General features: G+C 42.0%; 20 protein-coding genes. 12 read left to right on the plus strand and 8 right to left on the minus strand.

Annotated features, from left to right (window positions below; translation table 11 throughout):
- Positions 1–101: 101 nt before the first annotated feature.
- The 6 genes from PQG45_RS08380 to PQG45_RS08405 form a co-directional block, all read right to left on the minus strand.
- Positions 102–2,648 carry a DUF5686 and carboxypeptidase-like regulatory domain-containing protein gene (locus PQG45_RS08380; RefSeq protein ID WP_316070683.1) on the minus strand — a complete coding sequence of 849 codons (2,547 nt, stop codon included), beginning with the start codon at positions 2,646–2,648 and terminating at the stop codon, positions 102–104.
- Positions 2,649–2,674: 26 nt separating this feature from the next.
- Positions 2,675–3,274, minus strand: a complete 600-nt coding sequence (rdgB, locus tag PQG45_RS08385) for an RdgB/HAM1 family non-canonical purine NTP pyrophosphatase (RefSeq protein WP_315577090.1) — start codon at positions 3,272–3,274, stop codon at positions 2,675–2,677.
- Between the two features lie 5 nt (positions 3,275–3,279).
- The gene (locus PQG45_RS08390; protein WP_316070684.1) at positions 3,280–4,194 is read right to left on the minus strand and encodes an FKBP-type peptidyl-prolyl cis-trans isomerase; all 915 of its coding nucleotides are present in this window, start codon (positions 4,192–4,194) and stop codon (positions 3,280–3,282) included.
- Positions 4,175–5,014, minus strand: coding sequence for an FKBP-type peptidyl-prolyl cis-trans isomerase (locus PQG45_RS08395; RefSeq protein WP_315577088.1), 840 nt, complete (start codon positions 5,012–5,014; stop codon positions 4,175–4,177). The genes PQG45_RS08390 and PQG45_RS08395 overlap by 20 nt, the downstream gene beginning before the upstream one ends.
- A 94-nt stretch (positions 5,015–5,108) precedes the next feature.
- Positions 5,109–5,972, minus strand: coding sequence for an FKBP-type peptidyl-prolyl cis-trans isomerase (locus PQG45_RS08400; RefSeq protein WP_315577087.1), 864 nt, complete (start codon positions 5,970–5,972; stop codon positions 5,109–5,111).
- A 15-nt stretch (positions 5,973–5,987) separates the two neighbouring features.
- Entirely contained in the window at positions 5,988–7,016 is a 1,029-nt protein-coding gene (locus PQG45_RS08405) for a DHH family phosphoesterase (RefSeq protein WP_315577086.1), read from the minus strand.
- Positions 7,017–7,084: 68 nt separating this feature from the next.
- Between PQG45_RS08405 and PQG45_RS08410 the strand changes: the two genes are divergently transcribed.
- On the plus strand, positions 7,085–7,498 hold the full coding sequence (locus PQG45_RS08410; protein WP_315577085.1) for a nucleoside-diphosphate kinase: 414 nt from the start codon (positions 7,085–7,087) through the stop codon (positions 7,496–7,498).
- Here the strand turns inward: PQG45_RS08410 and PQG45_RS08415 are convergent.
- Positions 7,495–9,138, minus strand: coding sequence for an ArnT family glycosyltransferase (locus PQG45_RS08415; RefSeq protein WP_315577084.1), 1,644 nt, complete (start codon positions 9,136–9,138; stop codon positions 7,495–7,497). The genes PQG45_RS08410 and PQG45_RS08415 overlap by 4 nt on opposite strands.
- The gene (locus PQG45_RS08420; RefSeq protein ID WP_315577083.1) at positions 9,119–9,733 is read right to left on the minus strand and encodes a phosphatase PAP2 family protein; all 615 of its coding nucleotides are present in this window, start codon (positions 9,731–9,733) and stop codon (positions 9,119–9,121) included. The genes PQG45_RS08415 and PQG45_RS08420 overlap by 20 nt, the downstream gene beginning before the upstream one ends.
- Before the next feature lie 23 nt (positions 9,734–9,756).
- On the opposite strand from PQG45_RS08420, the gene PQG45_RS08425 reads away from it, so the two are divergent.
- The 11 genes from PQG45_RS08425 (at position 9,757) to tsf (ending at position 17,966) form a co-directional block, all read left to right on the plus strand.
- Positions 9,757–10,377 carry a YceD family protein gene (locus PQG45_RS08425; RefSeq protein WP_315577082.1) on the plus strand — a complete coding sequence of 207 codons (621 nt, stop codon included), beginning with the start codon at positions 9,757–9,759 and terminating at the stop codon, positions 10,375–10,377.
- An 18-nt stretch (positions 10,378–10,395) separates the two neighbouring features.
- Positions 10,396–10,587, plus strand: a complete 192-nt coding sequence (gene rpmF / locus PQG45_RS08430) for a 50S ribosomal protein L32 (RefSeq protein ID WP_315577081.1) — start codon at positions 10,396–10,398, stop codon at positions 10,585–10,587.
- A gap of 127 nt (positions 10,588–10,714) precedes the next feature.
- Positions 10,715–11,659, plus strand: coding sequence for a phosphate acyltransferase PlsX (plsX, locus tag PQG45_RS08435; RefSeq protein ID WP_316070685.1), 945 nt, complete (start codon positions 10,715–10,717; stop codon positions 11,657–11,659).
- Positions 11,660–11,668: 9 nt separating this feature from the next.
- Positions 11,669–12,670, plus strand: a complete 1,002-nt coding sequence (locus tag PQG45_RS08440; protein ID WP_315577079.1) for a beta-ketoacyl-ACP synthase III — start codon at positions 11,669–11,671, stop codon at positions 12,668–12,670.
- 13 nt (positions 12,671–12,683) lie between these two features.
- The gene (gene efp / locus PQG45_RS08445; RefSeq protein ID WP_315577078.1) at positions 12,684–13,247 is read left to right on the plus strand and encodes an elongation factor P; all 564 of its coding nucleotides are present in this window, start codon (positions 12,684–12,686) and stop codon (positions 13,245–13,247) included.
- A 56-nt stretch (positions 13,248–13,303) separates the two neighbouring features.
- Positions 13,304–13,762, plus strand: a complete 459-nt coding sequence (gene accB, locus PQG45_RS08450; RefSeq protein WP_315577077.1) for an acetyl-CoA carboxylase biotin carboxyl carrier protein — start codon at positions 13,304–13,306, stop codon at positions 13,760–13,762.
- A gap of 59 nt (positions 13,763–13,821) precedes the next feature.
- Positions 13,822–15,165, plus strand: coding sequence for an acetyl-CoA carboxylase biotin carboxylase subunit (gene accC / locus PQG45_RS08455; RefSeq protein ID WP_315577076.1), 1,344 nt, complete (start codon positions 13,822–13,824; stop codon positions 15,163–15,165).
- Positions 15,166–15,382: 217 nt separating this feature from the next.
- The gene (rplM, locus tag PQG45_RS08460) at positions 15,383–15,826 is read left to right on the plus strand and encodes a 50S ribosomal protein L13 (protein WP_315577075.1); all 444 of its coding nucleotides are present in this window, start codon (positions 15,383–15,385) and stop codon (positions 15,824–15,826) included.
- An 11-nt stretch (positions 15,827–15,837) separates the two neighbouring features.
- The gene (rpsI, locus tag PQG45_RS08465) at positions 15,838–16,227 is read left to right on the plus strand and encodes a 30S ribosomal protein S9 (RefSeq protein ID WP_315577074.1); all 390 of its coding nucleotides are present in this window, start codon (positions 15,838–15,840) and stop codon (positions 16,225–16,227) included.
- Positions 16,228–16,305: 78 nt separating this feature from the next.
- Positions 16,306–17,118 (plus strand): 30S ribosomal protein S2, encoded by an 813-nt coding sequence (gene rpsB / locus PQG45_RS08470; protein ID WP_315577073.1) that lies wholly within the window; start codon positions 16,306–16,308, stop codon positions 17,116–17,118.
- Between the two features lie 14 nt (positions 17,119–17,132).
- Positions 17,133–17,966, plus strand: coding sequence for a translation elongation factor Ts (tsf, locus tag PQG45_RS08475; RefSeq protein WP_315577072.1), 834 nt, complete (start codon positions 17,133–17,135; stop codon positions 17,964–17,966).
- Positions 17,967–18,003: the final 37 nt, after the last annotated feature.

The following is an 18,003-nucleotide window of genomic DNA, read 5'->3' on the forward strand; positions in this document are numbered from 1 at the left end:
CGAGTTTCAAATATAGGCCCGTTACCAGCGAAAATCAAGAAGACCAAAAAAGTTCTTGAAATGTTTAAATTTTCGTCTTAATAATATACCAAAAACATAGACTAGAACGCAAAATTGATTGACGCCATCAAACGGAAACGCTGTGGATTTCCATGATCCAAATAGCTTAGCCGATGAAATGCTTGTAAGCGAAATATTTTAAATATGTTATCAATACCATACCCAACTTCCACAAAGGGTTTATTCGGATCTAAGGAATCAAAGGCATATTGGTCCAAAAATTTCGATTTCAACGGGTTATTGACATCTTTCATAATCTCTTGGTTCGATTTACGTTGACTTCCCATTAAAATATTAGAACTCGCAATAAAACGCCATTTCAATTTTTTAATTAGAGGTAAACGATTGAAAAACAAGCCCTCAAAATTATGATTCAGCTGCAATGAAGCATATCGATCACTCACAAATTCAAAATAATTCATCGTCGAGAAGGCACTGCGAACAAAGAAAAAGGTCTCATTTCCTAAATGAGGAAACAACAAGGGTGCAGGCAGATTGGAGGGTGTATATCCGGCCGACAAAGTGTAATCCGAACGACCCAATAGACCTAGGCGGAACGTTTGGTGTGCTTTCAACGTGAAACGCTCATAGTCAAAATCACCCCCTAAAAATCCTTTTATCCCCCGTTGATATTTGAATGTAATCACGGGAATTCGTTTGGTAGCCAAGGTTATCTTTTCGTTACCATTCATGATATACGTTTCATTACGTGCGAAACGTGCCTCCAAGGTCACAAAAGATTCTTGGTAGTAATCCTGAACTGGAGAAGCTTTTCCCAACTCGGGATTCAAGCGATATTGAAAACGGAATAATGGATCGAACGAACGCGTATGAAAGGAACTTGTAATGCTCAAGCCTTTGATTAATTCTGTGGTAAAAAATGCTTCACTTTCCCGACGAAAAAACGCGCCTGAAAATGCCCCCCAACGGGTAAAAGCATAAAACAATTTATTGTCTCCAATCAACTCGGGCGTCAAGCCGACGCGTTCAATATCGTAACTATGCCGAATTCCAGCCATCGTCCACTTTTTCATCGAAAACAAATAGTTTACCTCAGCCGAATATTTAGGGACCAAGTCTTTGGTTCCAAATCCCACATTACCTCGTATGATCCAGTTTTTATCAAAGTTGGCATTCGTCCGAAAACCCAATCGAAAACGGGCTCCTTCAACCTTATTAATTGCAAAACTGTTGATGTAGGGGCCAAATTCTATATTGTTGAACTTTTTGAATCCGCTGACAACAATTTCAGCGACCTCCACATAACTGCGCACAACAGGTAAATTCTTGACCGAATCTATCAAGGATGAGGCAATTAAATCCTGCCTACTCAAGGGTTCATGGCGGGCAAACTTCCAATAATTCGGATCGGGCTCTTTGGCATCTTCAGCTACCTCGGAGGCCAAATCATAGAATGAAAGTGGATGGGGTTTATTAACCACAAAATCTTTGTTGGAGATGTACATCTTCAACAACATTCCCGCTGAATTCTTCGTAATCTCTTCAATATCAATCAAAAATCGCGTCTTTGCCGGTAGCCAAGCTCCCGTTTCTGTCTGCTCGAGTTCTTGAGAAATCTTAATCTTATCGATAAAATTCAGATTGGCTGCCTTATCAACAGATGCATCGATCTGCACCAACGCAAAGGATGTTGTATCAATCCACATTTGACCCGAAAAAACAAGGTCCATGGGATTCCGAGGATCGAAGTCCAATTGGTAGCACACATGCCCATCAACATTAACCGTATCCCCTAAGTAATACGTATAATTCCCTTTCCAGGTATCCCCGATGGGACTAGCAAAATCCTTGCCAAAAAAGGAAACGTACGATTGATAAAAATTATAATTAGCGACTAAATTTCCGCCAACCAATTGAGAAATCACACTTCCTTCCTTCACACCGACCCCTTTAATATGGGTCTTTAATACATGCTCACGCTTCCGCTGAGGGGAATCCCGGTAATAAAACTTAGAGATGGACTCAGAGATGTAGGTCGGGATAACCAATTTCCCATCATCCCCAGCCAATTTTTCAAATTTCTTAACAGCCTCTGAAATATCCCGCATGATCTTACGATCCTTGAATTTTTCAGAGATATTATCCACGTCCAGTTCCATCTTCGAATAAGATGAATATTCATAGGATTCAAGCTTGCTGCGATCGTTGTATGCGCGATGCTTGAGTACATTTCGAAGAATCTTGAACGCGGGATTTTCCCCCGAGTAAACCATCACCTCAGCCATTTCCTTGGTCGCAGATTCCAATTGAAAATCAAGTTCAATGGTTTTCAATTTCTTATCGACCCATTTAATCCGCTTCTTATAACCAACAACCGACGCAAAAAGCGAATCGGACATGGATTTGGCATGCAAGGTAAATTCGCCCTGAAAGTTGGTGGTAGCACCATAATTTAAACCGATCACCCCGACCGAGGCAAATGGAATCGGATCCCCATTCGCGGCATCTGTCACACGCCCTTTAATCACAACTTGTGAAAAAGCAGACTGCGCACACAACAGAAAGAAAAATAGAAGCCCACAAAGGCCACCGCGTTTGAACATTTTGAAAAGGGTAAAATCTTTCAAAAATATGAATTACATCGATATTTCAGCTACTGGAAGCTAAAAAATTCCGATTCAGCTAGAAAGCTTTTAAACTTTTGCATCGCACGTGCCCGATGGGCCAATGCATTTTTTTCTGCCATTGACATTTCAGCAAACGTTCTATCGTTACCTAATGGCTGAAAAACGGGATCATACCCAAAACCCTGCGTGCCTCGAGGCTCCCGCACGATATCACCTAATACCTCCCCCTCAAAACTAATATATTGCCCTTGATGATGTAAGGTCAAAACCGTAACAAAACGTGCAGATCGATCAGCGGAATCACTCAATTCAAAAAGCAATTTATCCACATTCGCAGCATCATCTTTGGGTTCCCCGGCATAGCGAGCAGAATAAACCCCAGGTCTTCCTCCCAAGGCATTGACTTCCAAACCCGAATCATCTGATAAGCAGGTCACTTGAAAATGTTCCGCGATGTATTCAGCCTTTTGCCTAGCATTTTCCTGCAACGTATGACCTGTCTCAGGAATTTCAATCGACAAACCCAATTCGAATACCGTATGAATGTCAAAAAGATCCCCGAGGAGATCTTTTATTTCTTCAATTTTATGTTTGTTTTGGGTAGCTAGGTAAATCGTTGGTTTCATGTATACTAAGGAGCTACGGTCGTAATTTCAAAATACAAAGGAGAATAGCCGGGAATAGCATCATTACCTGCCGTCCCATAACCCAATGAATACGGAATAATGACTGCGGCCTTCTCTCCCACACGCATTTTCTTCAACGCCTCAGTAAATCCCGCAATCAAATTATTGTTACTAAGAATAAATGGAACGGTAGGTGTTCCTAAGGTACCCGAACCAAAAATCGCATTGTAAACATACGATCCCGAAGCATCCGCATGCATGTAACTATAAGGCAATCGACCTATATAATTAACCAAGACAGGCGCATCCGCTGAAATCAACGCACCGCTCGGGTTATCTACGATTTTGGAAAATAATAGCCCCGAACTCGTTTTCTCAGGATTAACAATTCCATAGGTTTTTTGAATCAAAGCAATTTGCTCCGCTTCATTGCGAACGGCTTCAATGCTTAGCTCTAATTTAAGTACAGAAAATGCCGGAATGTTGCCATAAGAAGTCCCACCAAAACCCAACGCCGAAGGCATTAAAAATACACCACTTTCCCCTTCATTCAATAAGGATAGCGGGAGCGTAAAGATCGATTGGGACAAACCCCAAACGCTGGACCGGTTTATGTTTTTAGCACGGGATGTGCTGTCAACAATCGTTCCGTCCAGCAGCGTTATCTTGTAATGAAAGGTAACAAGATCCCCTAAATTCTTAAGCTTCCCTGTGCTACCCGTTGTATTCAATTGGTAGTATAAGCCATCTGCCGACTTCTGCATCGTCAGATTTCTTTGTTTGATGTAATTCTGAATATCAAGCTCATTCTTATTGGCTTGTTCATCCACAGTATCCATCGTACAGCTAGTTAAAAACGCTGTAAATAGAAAAAATATCCCGCAAATATATTTCATCGGATTAATCAATTTTGGCAACATAGATTTCAAATACAAGTGGTGTATAACCTGGAATGCTTGACCCAGACCCCTTCTCTCCATACCCGATGGTAGATGGGAAGACTAAGATGGCACGTTCCCCTAAACGCATTTTTTCGACACCCGTTTGAAAACCAACAACCGTTGACGAACCACCAATAGTCACAGAAAAACTATCTGTCCGCGCCATATTGCCATCAAATGCAAAGCCATTCAAAAAACGACCGGTGTATTTCAATTTAACAACTTTACCGCTCGCCGGTATTTCGCCAGTCCCTGGATTTAATCGAATGTAACGTAAACCATTCGCCGTTTGCTCGGTTACGGTTAATTTTTTCTTCGCAATATATTCCTCAATTTGATCCTTTTGACTGCGTACGACATAATCCTTCACCAAAACTTTCAAAGGTGTATAGGCTGGTAAACCAACAAAACTCTGAGATGTCCCAGGAAGCGCCATCACAGCTTGCTCTCCCTCCTTGATATAAGCCAACAATTTAGCATAAATGGGATTTAAGAAGCCATATTGATAGACCAATGGATTTTTTGTACTGTCCAAGACCTCCCCAGTTAGTAAGTTGGACAATACATAATGCATCTTAACGGTATCCCCTTTAGAGGCCTTTTCGCCGGCAACATTTGGCTTGGCAACATAGTAGTATGAACCATCTTCTATGGCGATAGGATTTTGATTCAACTTAGCAAAATAGGACAAGATCTGCGCCTGACTCTCTTTCGCTTTCGCCTCATCTGCTAACTCCACATTAGACAAACAAGATGTCATGCCTAACATAATTCCAAATGCAAGTAATACCTTTTTCAATCGACTTTGATTTATTTATGAATCTCAATTAACCAACGAAATGCTAACGATTTAGGTTAGCATTTCGTATTAATGATAATAAAATAGCAGAAAATTATTTCTTCGAAAGAACTTCCAATTCAAATACAAGTACCGAATTCGCTGGAATCGGACCACGAGGTTGATCTCCGTAAGCGATCGGTGAAGGAATAACAAATGTTGCTTTTCCGCCAGCTTTCATTAAAGTTAAGGCCTCATTAAAACCTGGAATCATTTGACCCAATGGCATCTCGGCAGCACTTCCTTTATCAAATTCTTTTCCATTCATGAATGTACCCCGGTAATTAACCACCCAAGTCTCACCCATTTTAGGAGACGGACCTGAACCCGCTTTTTCAATCGAATAATTCAAGCCTGATGCTGTTTTTTGGAACGTTTTTCCCGTTTTAGCAATATAAGCAGCAATCAATGCTGGCTCCTGTGCGATTAACTTAGCAGCTTTCTGCTTTGCAACAGCCGCTTGTGCTTCCATCTCTTTCTCAAATTCACCTTTCGATTGAACTTTCAAAATACGAACCGAATATTTCAAATCTGTTCCTGGTTTCAAGAATGGAGGCAATGGAGCCTGAACCGTTTTAATCAAACTATCGATTGGCACCAAAATAGTCGCCGAATCACCTACTGACAACAAACGTAATCCATTCTCAAATGTACCCTTGAACGTTCCTGGAGCCGCTTGTGGCGCCTGAACCATCCCTTTACCTGGTTGGCCTTCTTTGTGCGTATCCTGCAAAACTGAATCTGCACCATTACGAATCACCAAATCAAATGTGATGATATCACCATCTTTTAATTTTTGTGCTTTATCGTCATGCTCGTGAATTTGAATTTTCACTCCTTCAATGACCTCTACTTTGTCTTTGCCACATCCCACTACCATCGCAGCAGCTACAGCTAGTAATCCAATCGATTTACGCATGATTATTAGTTTATTTTATAAATTTTTAACTCGTTTTATTTCAGAAAGATACAAAGGTAACACTTCCTTTAATTTTTCCTTCGCTTGTTCGATTCCTCCAGCAGAAAATCTTCCACCCGATGCATTTTTATGTCCTCCACCCTCAAAATAGGTCGAAGCAAATGTATTCACAGCAAATGGCTCAATCGAACGGAATGACAACTTCACGCCATCAGGACGCTGAATCATACAGATCGACCAAACCGCGCCTTCTAATTGTAAACCATAATTTACCATCCCCTCCGTATCACCCGCTTGTGAATTAAATTGTTTTTGATCCTCTTCCGTTATCCACATCAAAGCCAAATGATACTCAGGTAAATATTCCAAACGGTTTGCTAATACATGACCCAAAAAACGCAAGCGATGTAAACTCGCCGAATCAAATACCTTGCGATGTACCGAATTCGTATTCACGCCTTTATTTATCAAGGTTGCCACAACCTCATGAACGTGAGCTGTCGTATTCGGATGGCGGAAAGAACCCGTATCCGTCATAATCCCCGAATACAAGCAAGATCCCATCTCTTCATCGATCAAATCCGCATCACCCCATTCCGTGATCAAATCAACGATTAACTCACAGGTGGAGGCAGCAATCGTACGATGGTAATAATAGTCGGCAAAATCCTCAGGATCTAAATGATGATCGATAACGACTTTTTGACAACGGGCCGACTTCACCCAATTCGCAAGCCCATGCAAACGCTGCATGCCAGAGAAATCCAGGCAAAATAGCCAATCTGCCGACTGAATTTTGGTTTCAATCGTATTCTTGTGCAAGATATTTTCAAAGTCCAACACCGCGTCAGCTCCCGGCATCCAAGTCAAGTTCTTTGATAGACCCGATGGAACAACAACATCAACCTGCAAACCCTTCTTAATCAAATACTTCTGCCAAGCTAAACTTGAACCAATGGCATCAGAATCAGGATTGAAGTGCGTCGTAATGACAACAGATTGACCAGCAATTAATAGGGCGCGCAGCGCAGAAATCGAAGACATAAAAATACGTATCGCCCGACAAATTTGGGCGTTCGCAAAGTTAGAGATAAATTTGTAAAAAAAACGTAATGCCAACAAATAGAACATTTACCATGATTAAGCCTGATGCTGTCATTGACGGGTTTACAGGGCCAATCATCCAACAAATTGAAGAAGCGGGTTACCGCATTGTAGCGATTAAAAAAGTACACTTGACGCCCGAAGAGGCTGGTAAATTCTACGAAGTACATAAAGAACGCCCATTTTACGGCGAATTATGCGAATACATGTCATCCAACCCAATCATTCCCATGATTTTGGAAAAGGAGAATGCCGTAGCAGATTTCCGCGAATTAATTGGTGCAACAGACCCAGCAAAAGCAGCTGAAGGAACTATTCGTAAGCGTTTCGCGCGTTCTTTGAGCTCTAACGCCATTCACGGTTCTGATTCAGATGAAAATGCAGCTATCGAAGGTGCATTCTTTTTCCCGAACGGCAACTAGTTTACATGCTTGTAAAATAGAAAACCATTCTCCTCTTTGATTAATTGCAAATGAGGGTGATACTTAAAACGATCCTCGGCATCCGACTTCATCACAAAATACGATGGACGGTCTGTCGAGGATTTTTTCATTAAGGATTCTCCATCCGGACTTGGCCCTTGTTTCTGAAAATACAAGAGGTGCGCAAACGATTTAAACCCAACAGTTTCGATATAAACCTCTTGGCCTACATGCGAAACATAAAAATCGATCGGAGTCGCTTGCGTATAACCCGCAATTTTCGGTAGAACAACCGCCATAAAACACATCATAACTAAAACACTCCCCAACATCAATCGGATAATTCGTTGGAAACCCACGGTGCTTCGAACTACGGTCCCAAGAACCAGTACGATGAAAGTCAAGCCAATCAGCCATTCCCATCCTGCCCAATAAACGGGTGCCTGTAAATTTCCCTGAACAAAAGCATCTTTGATATACTCGGAAGCCTCAGCCGCATACATTCCAATCAGTGGAACCAAGGTTAACACGGCACCAAATAGCAGCCCAACAATCCCTAAAGCGATCGAATAGGACCGATTCCAAGTCCATTGGCCTGATTGGAATTCCGTTAGCACTTGCGCAGAAAAATAGGTTAATGGGATCCAGCACATGGACGAATAATGAATAATTTTCGTCTTCACTAAACTGAAAATCACCAGCACAACCCAAAACAACACCTGCATCCAACGCGTCAAGTCAATCGTATCATCCGACGATTTTCTTCGAAGCAATCGCGCACCTGCCCAAATCGAAATAGGTAAACAACCCAACAACAAAACCAATACGTGGTAATAAACCGGTTGGCCATGCCCCGCATCTCCTGTGGTCATCAAGCGAATTTGATAGGCAACAAAATCATCCCATATACCCCATCCGAATTTCATGATGATCATCGCATACCACGAGGCAAAAAGCAAAACCGCAAGAATTCCAGAAAGACACGCGCCAAGCAAAAGCCGTGACATAGGTTTTGATTTCCAAACTTGTTGCCAAATCCCTAGGACCAATAGTGTAGCACCCCACAACAGCAAAGCGACAGGTCCTTTGGTCAACATACCCAGTCCAATACTCAGACCCGCGTATATCGCCCATCGAAGCGAATTAGGCTGCGCATAAAATTGCGAATAGCTATAAATTCCAAGGAAAATAAAGAGGTTGAAAAGCGGATCAATGATCCCCGAACTTGCATATACATGCGGTGTCATCGCAGCTAAATAGGAGAAAGCCCATATATGACCGAATGTCGCTGAAACATGTTTTTTACCAATTCGAAATAAAATCAACAGGGTAGCAATCCCCACGAGGGCATTCGGAAAACGTGCCGCAAACTCCATGGATGTCCATGCGTTTTCAGTAAACGTTCCAAAAAATTGAAAGCTCAACACCTGTAACCACATGAAAATAGGAGGCTTCTCCCAGAACGGCTGAAAATTGATTTGAACCGTCAAATAATCGCCAGTGACCAGCATTTCCCGTGCCGATTCCGCGAAATTAATTTCATCCCAATCAAACAATTGAGATGATCCTAAAAAGGGCATATAAACCAAACATCCCACTAGCACCCAAAACAAATAAGGTCTACGCTGCAATATTTTCATGATAGCTATAATAGAAAATCGAAGAACAAGTGATTCCGATGAAAGCTCCAAAAGCTACATCCACCGGAAAATGTTGAAATAAATACACACGCGAAATACCGACACCACAGGCCAAAAGAGCCATCAAAACGCCGGCCCACCGTTTATTAACATACAATGCAATCCACATAAAACAGAACCAAGCGGCGGCGGAATGGCCAGAAGGAAAGCTGTTTTGTTCATGTATTTCGACACCTGGCACTAAATACCAGGGAATATCCACCGCCTTGAAATAGGCATAAGGACGCAAGGCTGAGGCAAAAACAAAATGCTTTAAACCTTGAACGATGAGCGTTGAAAGCGCATAGGAAAACAAAAATGGTTTCAACCAAGCGCGCCTCTTATAAAAGAATAGTAGGATAACGAGCACAGGTATTAGCAATTCTCCAGCAAATGTGAGCACGCGAAAGAAGTAGTCTAAATGATAGGCATGCCAATTATTGACGATGCGCATTTGGTCAAAGCGATCAAATGCCGCGATGTAACGCGCGACAACAATTTCAAACAAAAGAAATACAATACAATAGGCAACCCATGCCCCATTCAAACGTTTCATAATTTCAAAGGTCGGAAGATTTTATGAAAAAGGTAAACGCATCACTTGTTGTTTCCAAAAAATTACCTAATTTTGCATTCCTTTTTTCAATCAAGGTCAACATGAAAGTATTAGAAGAATTTCAGATACCTATTATAGCCTTAGAGGACAAATCGTATCACTACACGTTTAGCGGCGACGATTCGTTTTTTGCTGCTTTTGAGCAGGATTGGGTTGAAAAAGGCAAATTTGAAGCAAGTGCAGACTTAACGAAGTCGGCATTAATGATACAGGTACAACTGAAGATTACGGGCTCGATTGAATTGATTTGTGATCGTTCATTGGAGGTTTTTGATTACCCACTTGAGGTAAACGAGAAGCTTATATTTAAGTATTCGGATCATTCAGAAGATTTAGGGGATAATCTGTTTTTATTGGACAGAAAGGAACCAAAACTTGATTTGTCGCAGGATATATTCGATTTCATTGCATTAGAAGTGCCGATGAAAAAGTTGCATCCTCGCTTTTTAGCGGAAGAAGATATAGCATCGGAAGATGTTTTCATCTACACGACAGATCGGGCAGACGAAAAACCTGCATCAACAACAGAGGAGGCAATAGATCCTCGCTGGGCAGCACTTCAAAAACTAAAAGATTTAAAATAAAATTAATTAACTAATACGATGGCACATCCTAAAAGAAAAATCTCTACTACTCGTCGTGATACAAGAAGAGCGCATGATTTCGGAACTCCTAAGCATTTAGGTGTAGATCCACAAACAGGCGAAACTCACCTTTATCACCGTGCACACGTGCATGAGGGTAACTTATACTACAAAGGTAAAATGATTGTAGAAGGATATTCTGCACGTTAATTTTACCTGGCTCGCCAAAAAAATAATATTTTTGAAGTCTGCCGAAAAAAATCCCGTTAAAATACTATTTTTTGACTAAAATTAATACTATTTTTGTCCTTAGTTTTAGTATTTAAACACCTATTGAATGAACATAGCAATCGACGTGATGGGCGGGGATTATGCCCCAGAAGCAGTAGTTGATGGGATTCTTTTAGCGATTTCAAACTTAGCCCAGGAAGAAACAATTCTTGCCGTTGGCCCAGCCGATACAATCAATACATTACTTGCTGATCGTGGTTACACGGGCAGTCAAATTCGTGTTATTAACGCGGATCAAGTAATCGAAATGGGAGAACATCCCACCCGCGCATTATCGCAAAAACCCAATTCCAGCATCGGAGTTGGGTTTGCGCTTTTAAAGGAAGGCAAAGCCGACATTTTCGCATCAGCCGGAAATACAGGCGCCATGATGGTCGGCTCCCTATTCTCAGTCAAAACAATCGAAGGCGTTCAGCGTCCTGCCATTGCAGGCTTTATCCCACAAACGGATGGTACTCATTCGGTCATGTTGGATATTGGCGCGAATGCCGACTGCAAACCTGAAATGCTTGAGCAATGGGCTGTTTTGGGTTCTGTTTATGCTTCAGCGACACGCGGAATTGCATCGCCACGCGTTGGCTTATTGAACATTGGAGAAGAAGAGCAAAAAGGGTCTATTTTGGCTCTCGCTACGCATGCTTTACTCAAAGCAAACGATAAACTAAATTTTGTTGGTAATCTAGAAGGAAAAGACGTTTTCCGTGGAAAAGCGGATGTCATTGTGACGGATGGCTTTACCGGAAATATCGTGCTTAAAATGGGCGAATCCATTTACAACATTATGAAGGAACAAGGAATGGTCAACGAATTTGTGGACCGGACCAATTACGAAAATTACGGCGGAAGCCCAATCATTGGTATCAATGGAAATGTCATTATTGCACATGGGGCTTCTAGCCCAACTGCCATTATGAACATGATTAAATTATGCCAAAACATAGTAAAATCGGAAGTTGCCAAAAAAATTAAGGCTGCCTTCGAAAACAACTAAGAACACAACATGTCAAATAAAACAAGCGCAGCCATAACCGGCGTGGCAGGATACGTCCCGGATTATGTGCTTACGAATGAAGAATTAGAGAAACTCGTTGATACCAACGACGAGTGGATTACCAGCCGTACAGGAATCAAAGAACGTCGTATTCTAAAAGGCGAAGGCCAAGGAACTTCCGTGATGGGAGCCAAAGCCGTTGAAGATTTATTACGCAAGACAAACACAACGCCTGACCAAGTTGATCTATTAATTTGTGCAACCGTTACACCCGACTACTTATTTCCTTCCGCATCGAACATGATTTGCAAGGCAGTAGGCATTCGTGAGACGGCCTCATTTGATTTGGCAGCAGCTTGTTCTGGATTCTTAAATGCCCTAGCAGTGGGTACAGCATTCATCGAAGCAGGTCGTTACAAAAAAGTAATTATCGTTGGCGCCGATAAAATGTCAGCCATCGTAGATTATACCGACCGTACTACCTGTATCCTTTTTGGAGACGGTGCGGCAGCGGTGATGTTAGAACCGAATACAGAAGGCTTAGGCGTTCAAGACTTCATCTTGAAATCCGATGGAGAAGGTTGTGAAAGTTTAATGCAAAAAGGGGGCGGTAGCGCCTACCCTCCTACGCATGACACGGTTGAGCAAAAATTACATTACATCCGTCAAGAAGGACAAGCCGTTTACAAATTTGCGGTGACCCGGATGGCGAATGTATCAGCCGAAATCATGGAACGCAATCACTTAGTAGGTGATGATATCCGTTTCCTTGTTCCGCACCAAGCCAACAAGCGTATCATTGACGCAACGGCTAGTCGGATGGGCGTGAGTGAAGAAAAGGTGATGTTGAACATCCAAAAATATGGCAACACAACCGCCGCGACAATCCCTTTATGTTTGTGGGATTATGAGAATCAATTGAAAAAAGGAGATAAATTAATATTAGCAGCCTTCGGTGGCGGCTTTACTTGGGGATCCGCTTATTTAACGTGGGCTTACGATCCTAAATAATTAACAAAACACAATGGCAACTACAGCAGATATTAAAAATGGCATGGTGATTAAATACAATGACGATTTATATTCGATCATTGAATTCCTTCACGTAAAACCAGGAAAAGGTCCAGCATTTGTTCGGACTAAATTACGTTCGTTAACCTCGGGAAAAGTAATTGACAACACCTTCAACTCAGGTGTAGCAATCTACCCCGTTCGTGTTGAGCGCAGAAAATTCCAATTCATTTACAAGGATGAATTTGGCTTCAACTTCATGGACAACGAATCATTTGAGCAAATCCTATTAGGCGAGAACCTATGTGTGATGGCTGATTTGATGAAAGAAGGTCAGGAAGTAGAGATTTTGATCAATACGGAAAATGATTCGGCATTATCTTGCGAATTGCCTCCATTTGTGGAATTGAAAGTTACTTACACGGAACCAGGTGTTCGTGGCGATACGGCGAACTCACCTAAAAAACCAGCAACGGTGGAAACAGGAGCGACTATCACGGTGCCTATTTTCATTGAACAAGATGAATTAATCAAAGTAGATACAAGAACTTACTCGTACGCGGAACGCGTTAAGTAATTTCCACTACATTTGTCAAAACTTAGTAAACGGTCAACCTTTATTATATAACCGAAATGGATACGAAAGAAATACAGCGATTACTGGATTATATCGCAAAATCACCCCTTGCAGAAGTAAGCATTGAAACAGAAGGTTTAAAAGTTTCAGTGAAAAAAAATAGTGCAGTAGCGCAGACAGTCACTGTTGCGGCAGCTCCAGCACCCGTAGCGGCTGCACCTGTAGCGGCGGCTCCCGTAGCAGCAGCACCAGCAGCAACTCCTGTAGCTGACAACCTTTATACGGTTAAATCACCGATGATCGGTACATTCTACCGTGCGGCAGGTCCAGATAAAGACAACTACGTAGAAGTAGGTTCTGAAATCGCACCGGGCAAAACACTTTGCATGATTGAAGCGATGAAATTATTCAACGAAATCGACTCGGAAGTTTCGGGTAAAATCGTTAAAATTTTAGTGGATAATGCAAGCCCTGTGGAGTTTGACCAACCGTTATTCTTAGTAGAAAAAGCCTAATTATGAGCCTAGCGCATACCACCTTGGGTTTGAGTATGCGATTAGACAAATCAATTACTATGTTTAAAAAAATACTAATTGCAAATCGTGGAGAGATCGCCTTGCGCATCATCCGTACTTGCAAGGAAATGGGAATAAAAACCGTCGCTGTTTATTCGACAGCTGACCGGGAAAGTTTACACGTTCGCTTTGCGGATGAGGCTGTTTGTATCGGACCTCCGCCAAGCCGTGATTCGTACTTGAGCATTCCTGCCTTAATTTCAGCGGCAGAAGTAACAGGGGCAGACGCAATCCACCCGGGTTACGGATTCTTATCTGAAAATGCCGAGTTCTCACGCATCTGTTCAGAACACAGCATCAAGTTTATTGGTGCATCTGCGGAGATGATCAACCAAATGGGGGATAAAGCAACGGCCAAAGATACCATGAAGAAAGCAGGTGTTCCTGTCATTCCAGGTTCCGACGGTTTACTTGACACGGTTGAAGAAGCCATTGAATTAGCCAAAACCATCGTTTACCCCGTAATCATCAAGGCAACTGCCGGTGGTGGTGGACGTGGAATGCGTATCATCCGTGAGGAATCTGAATTCCGTAAATTATGGGATGATGCCAAAATGGAAGCGGCGGCTGCCTTTGGTAACGATGGTATGTACATGGAGAAATTCGTGGAGGAGCCTCGTCACATCGAAATTCAAGTAGTAGGCGATAAATTTGGTAAAGTATGTCACCTTTCTGAGCGTGATTGTTCTATCCAACGCCGTCACCAAAAATTATGTGAAGAAACACCATCACCTGCATTGACTGACGAACTTCGTAAGAAAATGGGTGACGCTGCCATCGCTGGAGCAACGGCCATCGGCTATGAAGGTGCGGGTACTATTGAATTTTTAGTTGACAAAAACGGGGATTTCTATTTCATGGAAATGAACACCCGTATTCAAGTAGAGCATCCGATTACGGAAGAAGTAACCGATTTCGATTTGATCAAAGAGCAAATTAAAGTAGCTGCAGGCATCGCCATTTCGGGTCAAAATTACTTCCCTAAATTATACGCCTTAGAATGTCGGATTAATGCGGAAGATCCAGCACACGGATTCCGCCCGTCACCGGGTAAAATCACCAACTTACACCTTCCAGGCGGACATGGTGTCAGAATTGACTCACACGTTTATTCAGGCTATACAATTCCACCCAATTACGATTCCATGATTGCGAAAGTAATCGTGAGCGGTCAAAGCCGTGAAGAAGTATTGCTTCGCATGAAGCGTGCCCTTCAAGAATTCGTGATCGAAGGAGTAAAAACAACGATTCCTTTCCACATTAAGTTGATGGATGACCCTGGTTTTCAATCAGGTAAGTTCACAACTGCCTTCATGGAGACATTTGACATGAGTGGAATTTAATCAAAAAAGTGCATTTCAAGGAAGGAGGCTAATGCCTCCTTTTTTATTGGCAAATATTTTCGACAAGCTATTGCATATTAGTTCTTGATTTTCTAAATTTGCACTCCCATTTTTCGATTGAATGCCCGTTTGAAAGATAAAATAGGTCATAATCAAATCCTTAAGACAAATTCCGTGGTTTTGGTGGAAATGATTCAACAGTTAAACATTATTAATAGTGGATACTTTAAGTTACAAAACGATCTCTGCCAATAAAGCTACAGTTCAAAAGGACTGGGTGGTAGTAGACGCAGAAAACCAAATTTTAGGTCGTCTTTGCTCTGAAATCGCGAAAATCATTCGTGGCAAGCACAAGGCTTCATACACACCGCACGTAGATTGTGGAGATCAAGTGATCGTCATCAACGCGGACAAAGTTCGTTTGACAGGTAAGAAAATGACTGACAAGGTTTACATCCGTCACACGGGGTATCCAGGTGGTCAACGTTTTGCTACACCACGCGAGGTTTTAGCTAAAAACCCAAGAGGTGTTGTCGAAGCAGCCGTAAAAGGTATGTTGCCTAAAAATCGTTTAGGACGTGCTTTATTCAACAACTTATTTGTATATGCAGGATCAGAGCATCCACATGCAGCGCAACAACCTAAAGAAATCAAGTTTTAACGGACATTACAATGGCAGAAATAACAAGTAAAATTGGAAGAAGAAAGACGGCTATTGCTCGTATTTCAATGACTCCTGGTAAAGGCCAAATCAAAATTAATGGCCGTACATTGACTGATTACTTCCCATCTGAAATTCTTCAGATTGTAGTTAATCAGCCATTCGCTTTAACGAACACAGTAGGTTCATTTGATGTAACAGCTAACGTAGATGGCGGTGGTATCAAAGGACAAGCTGAAGCGCTTCGTTTAGCAATTTCACGTGCACTTCAAACGCAAGATGCTGAATTACGTTCTCCTTTGAAAAAAGAAGGATTCTTAACGCGTGACCCTCGTATGGTTGAGCGTAAGAAACCAGGACGTGCGAAAGCTCGTAAGAGATTCCAATTCTCTAAGCGTTAAAAAGGGTTCGTGGAAAAGGCTTGTCTGTTGCCGATGCCTTTTCCACATTTTTATTTTTCACATTCTTAAACAACCAAAATGGCACAATTAAGCTACAACGACTTGCTTGACGCAGGCGTTCACTTCGGTCACTTGACACGTAAGTGGGATCCAAAAATGGCTCCATACATCTTTATGGAGAAAAATGGTATCCACATCATTGATCTTAACAAAACAATTTCTAGCCTTGAAGAAGCTTCGCAAGCAATGCGTGCTATCGTTCGTTCTGGTCGTAAGATCATGTTCGTTGCGACAAAAAAACAAGCGCAAGAAGTAGTAACTGCTGAAGCAGATAAATTAAAGATGCCATACGTAACTGACCGTTGGTTAGGTGGTATGTTGACAAACTTCGCGACTGTACGTAAGTCAATCAAGAAAATGTCAAGCATCGACAAGATGTTAAAAGACGAAGTTATCGTAAAAACCCTCGCAAAACGTGAGCGTTTAATGATGACTCGTGAGGAAGAGAAATTAAAGCGTGTGTTAGGTGGTATCACCGACTTGACTCGTCTACCAGCGGCATTGTTCGTTATTGACGTGAAACGTGAGCACATCGCTGTATCTGAAGCTAAGAAATTGGGTATCCCAGTTTTCGCTATGTGTGATACAAACTCAAATCCTGAATTAGTAGACTTCCCTATCCCTGCTAATGATGATGCGTACAAATCAATCGCTATTATCGTTAAGGCAATCAGCAAAGCAATCGAAGAAGGTTTATCAGAGCGCAAGCAAGATAAAGACGACGCGCGTATCGCTGAGGAAGAAGAAGCAAAACGTGCGGTAGACGCAACGGATGCTCAAGAAGCTGCTAAGGTAGCCGCTAAGTACGAAAAAGAAGCAGAACAAGAATAAACAATATTCATATTATGTCAATTACAGCCGCAGACGTTAATAAATTACGCCAAATGACTGGCGCTGGGATGATGGATTGCAAGAAAGCTTTGACTGAAGCCAATGGTGACTTCGAAGCTGCAGTCGATATCCTTCGCAAAGCAGGTCAAAAAGTAGCAGCAAAACGCGCCGACAACGAAACCAATGAAGGTGTCGTGTTAATCGCAATGAACGCAGATCACTCAAACGGTAAGTTAATTGCCCTTGCATGTGAAACTGAGCCTGTTTCTAAAGTTGATGCATTCAATGATTTAGCTAAGAGCATCTTAGATGCTGCCGTGAAATCTCACGCTCCATCTGCACATGATTTATTAGCTGAACCTTTAGCTGATGGCCGTTCTGTAGAAGGACACATCATCGAGCTAACAGGTAAAATTGGCGAGAAAATCACGTTAGCTGCTTACGAAAATATCTCAGCAGAGAAAGTTGTTTCTTATATCCACTCTAACAACAAAATCGGTGTTTTAGTAGCATTCGAAAATGTTCAAGGATTCGATGTTGCTGAAGTAGGTAAGGACATCGCGATGCAAATCACTGCGATGAAACCTGTTGCTTTAGACAAAGATGGCGTTGATGCTGAAACGATTGAGCGTGAAATCGAGATCGGAAAAGATCAAGCACGTCAAGAAGGTAAGCCAGAGGCTATGTTAGAAAAAATCGCTGTAGGTAAATTAGAGAAGTTCTACAAAGAATCTACGCTATTAAACCAACAGTTCGTTAAGGATTCTTCGATCACGATTCGTCAATATGTTGAGTCGGCTCAAAATGGATTAACAATCGCTTCTTTCAAGCGTATTGCACTAGTCTAATCCCTAAATAAGTCTCAGAAAGGTCAGCCCAACAGCT

It is taken from the genome of Aquirufa regiilacus, assembly GCF_032470275.1.
GTDB classification, from domain to species: Bacteria; Bacteroidota; Bacteroidia; order Cytophagales; family Spirosomataceae; genus Aquirufa; species Aquirufa regiilacus.

Excerpts from the sequence above, each read along its gene's own strand:
- rdgB (WP_315577090.1), bottom strand. The coding sequence starts at position 3,274 with ATGAAACCAACGATTTACCTAGCTACCCAAAACAAACATAAAATTGAA.
- PQG45_RS08390 (WP_316070684.1), bottom strand. The coding sequence starts at position 4,194 with ATGTTGCCAAAATTGATTAATCCGATGAAATATATTTGCGGGATATTT.
- PQG45_RS08400 (WP_315577087.1), bottom strand. The coding sequence starts at position 5,972 with ATGCGTAAATCGATTGGATTACTAGCTGTAGCTGCTGCGATGGTAGTG.
- PQG45_RS08405 (WP_315577086.1), bottom strand. The coding sequence starts at position 7,016 with ATGTCTTCGATTTCTGCGCTGCGCGCCCTATTAATTGCTGGTCAATCT.
- PQG45_RS08410 (WP_315577085.1), top strand. The coding sequence starts at position 7,085 with ATGCCAACAAATAGAACATTTACCATGATTAAGCCTGATGCTGTCATT.
- PQG45_RS08415 (WP_315577084.1), bottom strand. The coding sequence starts at position 9,138 with ATGAAAATATTGCAGCGTAGACCTTATTTGTTTTGGGTGCTAGTGGGA.
- PQG45_RS08420 (WP_315577083.1), bottom strand. The coding sequence starts at position 9,733 with ATGAAACGTTTGAATGGGGCATGGGTTGCCTATTGTATTGTATTTCTT.
- PQG45_RS08425 (WP_315577082.1), top strand. The coding sequence starts at position 9,757 with ATGAAAAAGGTAAACGCATCACTTGTTGTTTCCAAAAAATTACCTAAT.
- rpmF (WP_315577081.1), top strand. The coding sequence starts at position 10,396 with ATGGCACATCCTAAAAGAAAAATCTCTACTACTCGTCGTGATACAAGA.
- plsX (WP_316070685.1), top strand. The coding sequence starts at position 10,715 with ATGAACATAGCAATCGACGTGATGGGCGGGGATTATGCCCCAGAAGCA.
- PQG45_RS08440 (WP_315577079.1), top strand. The coding sequence starts at position 11,669 with ATGTCAAATAAAACAAGCGCAGCCATAACCGGCGTGGCAGGATACGTC.
- efp (WP_315577078.1), top strand. The coding sequence starts at position 12,684 with ATGGCAACTACAGCAGATATTAAAAATGGCATGGTGATTAAATACAAT.
- accB (WP_315577077.1), top strand. The coding sequence starts at position 13,304 with ATGGATACGAAAGAAATACAGCGATTACTGGATTATATCGCAAAATCA.
- accC (WP_315577076.1), top strand. The coding sequence starts at position 13,822 with ATGTTTAAAAAAATACTAATTGCAAATCGTGGAGAGATCGCCTTGCGC.
- rpsI (WP_315577074.1), top strand. The coding sequence starts at position 15,838 with ATGGCAGAAATAACAAGTAAAATTGGAAGAAGAAAGACGGCTATTGCT.
- rpsB (WP_315577073.1), top strand. The coding sequence starts at position 16,306 with ATGGCACAATTAAGCTACAACGACTTGCTTGACGCAGGCGTTCACTTC.
- tsf (WP_315577072.1), top strand. The coding sequence starts at position 17,133 with ATGTCAATTACAGCCGCAGACGTTAATAAATTACGCCAAATGACTGGC.